Below are 5,322 nucleotides of genomic sequence, written 5' to 3'. Positions count from 1 at the left end.
GTAGTAGGAGAACGCGCCCTGCACATGGCGCAGCCGGCCGATGGCGCCGCTGGCGATGAGCTCGCGCACCTTGATCCATTGCGGGTGGTAGATGACCATGAAGGCTTCGCAGACCAGCACCTTTTTCTGGTCGCGCAGCTTGATCAGCGGCAGGATGTCCTTGGCGTCGAGCGCCAGCGGCTTTTCGACCAGCACATGCTTGCCGGCTTCGATGGCCTTGGCCGACCACTCGACATGCTGCGAGGTCGGCAGCGGGATGTAGACGCCGTCTACTTCTTTCGAGGCGAGCAGTTCCTCATAGGAGCCGAAGGCATGGCGTGCACCGAAGCGGTCGGCCAGCGCCTTGGCCTTCGACAGGTCGCGGCTGGCGATCGCCGACAGCACGCCATTCTCCGCCTCGACCATCGCCGGCAACAAATGCTCGCGGCCGATCTTGGCCGTCGACAACACACCCCATCGGAACATCAGGTTTCTCCATCACGATTACAGGCGACGAGGTTTGCCCGAAATCGCCGGAAAAGCCAATGACGAGGTCAGCCCCTTTTGCCGGTCAGCGTCATGTCGAAGTCGACGATGTTGGAATAGATCGGCGTGCCGACATCCATGCCGTAGCGCGACCTCAGCACCTTGCCGGTGACATGGAATTTGATCATGCCGGCCTTGAGACCGCCGAGCTCGGCCGTGAATTTTTCCGGGAACGTCTTGCCGCGCGCCGTCAGCCGGCCGCTGACGAGAGCCGTGGTGTCGCTGGTTCGGGTCACGCTGGTAGAGCGGAACTGGATTTCCGGGCTGTTGGCGGCATCAAACACCGCGTCGGAGCGCAGGAAGGCATCGATACGGCCCTGGCCGGTGCCGACGCTTTCGGGAAAAATGGTGAAATTGACAGCTGAGCGCCCGACATCGCTGTTGTCGATGCGGATCGAGCCCTTGAAGCGGGCGAAGGTGCCATTGAGGCCGCCGCCGCCGACCTTGCCGATGGAGAAGCGGATGCTGGAGCTGGCCGGGCTGATCGAATAGCTGCCGGCGGCGTCACCCAGCGCGACGGCCGCAGAAACAGGCATGGCAAGGCAAGCGGCGACCGCCGCAAATCCGAGGATGCGCGTGTACATGGGGATGTTCCTTGTTGGAGGCAGCGCATTTCTTGCGCGCCCTCACTCCATGAACGAATGAACCGCTCGCTCTATTCCGAATCTGACGAAGGCGTGACCATGCGTGTGAGCACGCCATCCCTGAGCTGGAAATGATGCCGCAGCGCCGCCGCGACGTGGAGAGTCACAAGCGTCATGCCGGCATAGGCGAGATACCAATGTGCCGCCGCCCAGAAGCTCTCGGCACCATCCGATTCGGCCAACGGCAGGTTGGGCATGACGAACAGGTTGAACGGCAGGCTGGGGATCTCCAGCATCGAGACCGACACCAGCGCCCAGCCGGACAAGGGCAAGGCAAGCTGAAACGCGTAGAGCGCAAGATGGGCCAACGGTGCTGCCCGACGCTCCAGGGTTCCGACCGAGCGCGGCAGCGCCGGCGTTGCATTGCCAAGGCGCCAGGCGATGCGCAGCAACACAAGCCCGAGCAGCAGGAAGCCGAAAGATTTGTGCAGTTGGATCAGCTCGAAGGCGGTGCGCTGGCTGGTCAACCGCACCATGACGAAGCCGAGCCCGAACTGGCCGATGAAAATGAGCGCAATCAGCCAGTGGAGAAGGATCGCGCCCCAGCCATAGCGGGTGGCGCTGTTGGTGATCGATGTTTGCATGGGGAGTGAACGAATGTTGGTTCGGCTTTCTTCCAGCGCGCTTCACCCTCCCCCTTGTGGGGAGGGTCGCGCAGCAAATGCCGCGAAGCGGATTTTGCGAAGCGGGGTGGGGGTCTCGTAGGGCGCTACCCACCCCGTCCCTCAGCCGACCTACCGGGGCGAGCCGCCGATCTCGCCCGTCCTTCGGACTCCCATCAGGGCCCTCCGGAGGGTGATGAAAGGCGCGAGTTCGCCGAGCCTGGCTCCCTTCCTCTCCCTCCGGAGGGCCACAAGGGGAGGGGCGAGCCCGCTCTATCCACTCACCTTGAAGAAATCGACAAACGCCCGGAGCGCCGGGCGCATCTGCCGGCGGCTCGGATAGTAGACGAAGAAGCCGTCGAAGGAGGGGCACCAGTCCTCCAGCACACGGATCAGCCTGCCGTCGGCGAGCGGCGCGCGGACATAATCCTCAAAGACGAAGGCGAGCCCAGCGCCGTCGACCGCCGCCTGGGCGATCAAATGGTCCTCGTCGAGGATCAGCGGTCCCTCCACCGCCATCTCGATCGCCTCGCGGCCTCTCTCGAACTCCCAGCGGTAGAGGATGCCGCTGGAGAAGCGGAAGCGGATGCAGCGGTGGTCAGCCAGGTCGCGCGGGTGACGCGGCTTGGGGTTGACCTCGAAATAGACCGGGGCGCCGACCACCGCGCCGCGAAGGTCCGGCCCGATGCGCACCGCGATCATGTCGCGCTGCAGGCTCTCGCCTAGCCTGACGCCAGCATCGAAGCCCCCTTCCACCACGTCGGTGAAACGGTCCTCGATGACGATCTCCAGCACGATATCGGGATAGGCCGACGCAAAGGCGCCCAGCCGTGGCGTCAGCGCCAAATGGGCTGCGGTGCGCGGCACGGTCAGGCGCAGATTGCCGGCCGGCCGGTCGCGTGTCTCGATTGCCGTCTCCAGCGCCAGATCGATCTCCGACAGCGCCGGTCGCAGCCGTTCCAGCAACTGCGCACCTTCTTCGGTCGGCGCGACGCTGCGTGTGCTGCGCGCCAGCAGCCGAACGCCAAGCCGCGCCTCTAGGCTGGACACCGCATGGCTGACCGCCGAAGGCGCGATGGCCAATTCCCTGGCCGCGCCGCGAAAGCTGCCGCATTGGGCAACGGTTGCCAGCACGGCCAGTTGGGAAAGATGCGCGCGATTCATTGATCTATCTTTTAGAACAGCCCGTGCAAATGAGAGCCGATTATCGAACACAAGGCAAGGCGCTATTTCTGCCGCATCGCAACAAGGAGACGCGTTATGCAAACCCGCAAGCTAGGAACTGAATTGAACGTCTATCCCGTCGGCCTCGGCTGCATGGGCATGAGCTTCGCCTATGGCGGCCAGGCGGAAGCCGACGCAATCGCCACGCTGCACCGCGCCATCGATATCGGCGTCAATTTCTTCGACACGGCGGAGGTCTATGGCCCGTTCGAGAACGAGATCCTGCTCGGCAAAGCGCTGAAGTCCGCGCGTGACAAGGTGACGATCGCGACAAAATTCGGCTTCAGGATTTTGGAGGAAGGTACAGGCCTCGACCGCATGGCCGGCGTCGACAGCCGCCCCGAGCACGTCAAGGCGGTCGCCGAGGCGTCGCTGAAGCGGCTCGGCACGGATGTGATCGACCTCTACTACCAGCACCGTGTCGACCCCAACGTGCCGATCGAGGACACGGTCGGTGCCATGGCCGAGCTGGTGCGCGAGGGCAAGGTGCGCGCGCTCGGCCTGTCGGAGGCGAGTGCGGCGACCATCCGCCGGGCCCATGCCGTGCATCCAATTGCCGCCGTGCAGAGCGAATATTCGCTGTGGAGCCGCGACCCGGAAGACGAGGTGTTCGCCGTCTGCCGCGAGCTCGGCATCGGTTTTGTTCCCTACAGCCCGCTCGGCCGGGGCTTGCTGACCGGCACGATCGCCAAGCCAGAGGCCTTGAGCGATGACGACTGGCGCCGCGGCCTGCCGCGCTTCCAGGCCGATGCCATGGCCGCCAACGCCGCTGTCATCGCGACGCTGGAAAAGCTGGCAGCTGAAAAGGGGGTAACTTCGGCCCAACTGGCGCTGGCCTGGGTGCTGCACCAGGGCGATTTCATCGTGCCGATCCCCGGCGCAAGAAGGATACGCCATCTGGAGCAGAATGCGGCGGCTGCCGGGATCGCGCTGAGCGCGGTCGAGGTGCAGGCGATTGGTGACGCGCTGTCGCCCGACAAGGTGGTCGGTAGGCGCTATGCGGAGAAGGAGCTGACGCTGGTGAATGGTTGAAAACTGGTGAGTAATCGGAAGGGGCGCCGCGCGCCCCTTTTTCGTACGCAGCGCGGTGCAGAAGATGGGGACGCTGACGTGAAGCGCCCCCCTCTGCCCTGCCGACATTTTTACCAAGGCTCGACACTAATCTCCGGCCAGTTCTCCCTTGCACGCTTACCCTTCGCCTCATGCGTGCGCTGATTGTCCATCACCCGGTTCGGCGTGATGCGAAACGAGAAAATGTCGTCAAGACCAAACGGTGCCACGATCTCGAGCTGCCCGTCAGCGTCGTATCGAACCCCGACGGCGTGCGTCTTCGAGGCAAAATGGCTGACGGATTCGCTGGCGCTCGAATAGCGCGGGCACGGCCGTCCGAACTTCTGCGGATACCACAGATGCACCCGCGCCTGGTTGCGCACCTCGACCGGCAACGCCAGCCCCTCGAAATGCTTCTCCGCCCGGCGGATCACCGCGTCCTCGGCCTCATAGGACAGGTCGCTGTCATCGAAGTAGAAAAGATCAACATCCCTGATGCCGTAGCCCGACGGTTTGCCGGTCAGGTGGTTCCAGATGCTGTTGTAGAGAGCGCCGGATACCACCAGCCAGTCCGGCAGGTCGAGCGTGCGAGCCCGCGCCACCGCGTCGCATAACAGCGGGTCGGCAGACACGATGGCGAGAAACGCCGCGCGCTGTTCTTCAAGGGGAAGGCCGGAATACCGCAGATGGTCCATCGCCCTTTGGAGGGCGATTCGCCATCTGCTCGCAAGTTTTTTAGCCCCGCAGAACGCCCCCGGTCTGCTTGCCGACATTCTCGATGATGCGCTTGGCCAGTGCCTCGAAATCCTCGTCGGTGAGCGTCTTTTCGACCGGCTGGATCGACACTTCGATGGCAATCGATTTTTTGCCCTCGCCCAGCGAAGCGCCTTCGAAAATATCGAAGACCGAGACGGCGGTGATGAGCTTCTTGTCGGCGGCGAGCGCTGCGCGCACCAGCGTGCCGGCCTCGACCGACTTGTCGACGACGAAAGCGAAATCGCGCTTGACCGCCTGGAAGGGCGACAGTTCCAGTTTCGGCTTGGTTTTCGTCGGCTTGGCCTTCGGTTCAGGCACGCCATCGACGAAGACCTCGAAGCCGCACAGCGGGCCGGAAACATCGAGGCCCTCCAGCGTCTTCGGATGGAATTCACCGAAAGTGCCGAGTACGGTTTTCGGGCCGAGCTTGATCGTGCCGGAACGGCCGGGATGATACCAGGCCGGGCCGCGGGCCTCGATCTGCAGCCGGTCGACAGGCGCACCGCAGGCTTCAAGTGCGG

At 63.9% G+C, this 5,322-nt stretch carries 6 protein-coding genes and 1 pseudogene; 1 reads left to right on the top strand and 6 read right to left on the bottom strand.

Annotated elements, in window-relative coordinates; genetic code table 11:
* The 4 genes from EOA22_RS23460 to EOA22_RS23445 all read right to left on the bottom strand — a co-directional run.
* A partial coding sequence (locus tag EOA22_RS23460) for a Gfo/Idh/MocA family oxidoreductase (RefSeq protein ID WP_164755755.1) occupies positions 1-465 on the bottom strand: 465 nt, incomplete at its 3' end.
* A gap of 68 nt (positions 466-533) precedes the next feature.
* Positions 534-1,109, bottom strand: a complete 576-nt coding sequence (locus tag EOA22_RS23455) for a YceI family protein (RefSeq protein WP_013528302.1) — start codon at positions 1,107-1,109, stop codon at positions 534-536.
* Positions 1,110-1,180: 71 nt separating this feature from the next.
* On the bottom strand, positions 1,181-1,753 hold the full coding sequence (locus EOA22_RS23450; RefSeq protein WP_063169793.1) for a cytochrome b: 573 nt from the start codon (positions 1,751-1,753) through the stop codon (positions 1,181-1,183).
* A 291-nt stretch (positions 1,754-2,044) separates the two neighbouring features.
* Positions 2,045-2,935, bottom strand: coding sequence for a LysR family transcriptional regulator (locus EOA22_RS23445; RefSeq protein WP_013528304.1), 891 nt, complete (start codon positions 2,933-2,935; stop codon positions 2,045-2,047).
* 96 nt (positions 2,936-3,031) lie between these two features.
* On the opposite strand from EOA22_RS23445, the gene EOA22_RS23440 reads away from it, so the two are divergent.
* Positions 3,032-4,027, top strand: a complete 996-nt coding sequence (locus tag EOA22_RS23440) for an aldo/keto reductase (protein WP_063169792.1) — start codon at positions 3,032-3,034, stop codon at positions 4,025-4,027.
* A gap of 110 nt (positions 4,028-4,137) precedes the next feature.
* On the opposite strand, the gene EOA22_RS23435 is transcribed toward EOA22_RS23440, so the two are convergent.
* Both EOA22_RS23435 and EOA22_RS23430 read right to left on the bottom strand, forming a co-directional pair.
* Positions 4,138-4,740, bottom strand: a complete 603-nt coding sequence (locus EOA22_RS23435; protein WP_063169791.1) for a nucleotidyltransferase family protein — start codon at positions 4,738-4,740, stop codon at positions 4,138-4,140.
* Between the two features lie 40 nt (positions 4,741-4,780).
* Positions 4,781-5,322 (bottom strand): annotated as a pseudogene (locus EOA22_RS23430) (phenylalanine--tRNA ligase subunit beta); the annotation flags it as partial.

Origin of the sequence: Mesorhizobium sp. M7A.F.Ca.US.014.04.1.1, assembly GCF_003998745.1 — a bacterium.
Taxonomy (GTDB): Bacteria; Pseudomonadota; Alphaproteobacteria; order Rhizobiales; family Rhizobiaceae; genus Mesorhizobium; species Mesorhizobium ciceri.
The sequence above is the reverse complement of the archived record's forward strand: the minus strand, read 5'-3'. Positions and strand labels throughout refer to the sequence as shown.

What these genes read in the sequence shown, in the direction of transcription:
- EOA22_RS23455 (WP_013528302.1), bottom strand. Translation starts at nt 1,109, where the DNA reads ATGTACACGCGCATCCTCGGATTTGCGGCGGTCGCCGCTTGCCTTGCC.
- EOA22_RS23440 (WP_063169792.1), top strand. Translation starts at nt 3,032, where the DNA reads ATGCAAACCCGCAAGCTAGGAACTGAATTGAACGTCTATCCCGTCGGC.
- EOA22_RS23435 (WP_063169791.1), bottom strand. Translation starts at nt 4,740, where the DNA reads ATGGACCATCTGCGGTATTCCGGCCTTCCCCTTGAAGAACAGCGCGCG.
- EOA22_RS23445 (WP_013528304.1), bottom strand. Translation starts at nt 2,935, where the DNA reads ATGAATCGCGCGCATCTTTCCCAACTGGCCGTGCTGGCAACCGTTGCC.
- EOA22_RS23450 (WP_063169793.1), bottom strand. Translation starts at nt 1,753, where the DNA reads ATGCAAACATCGATCACCAACAGCGCCACCCGCTATGGCTGGGGCGCG.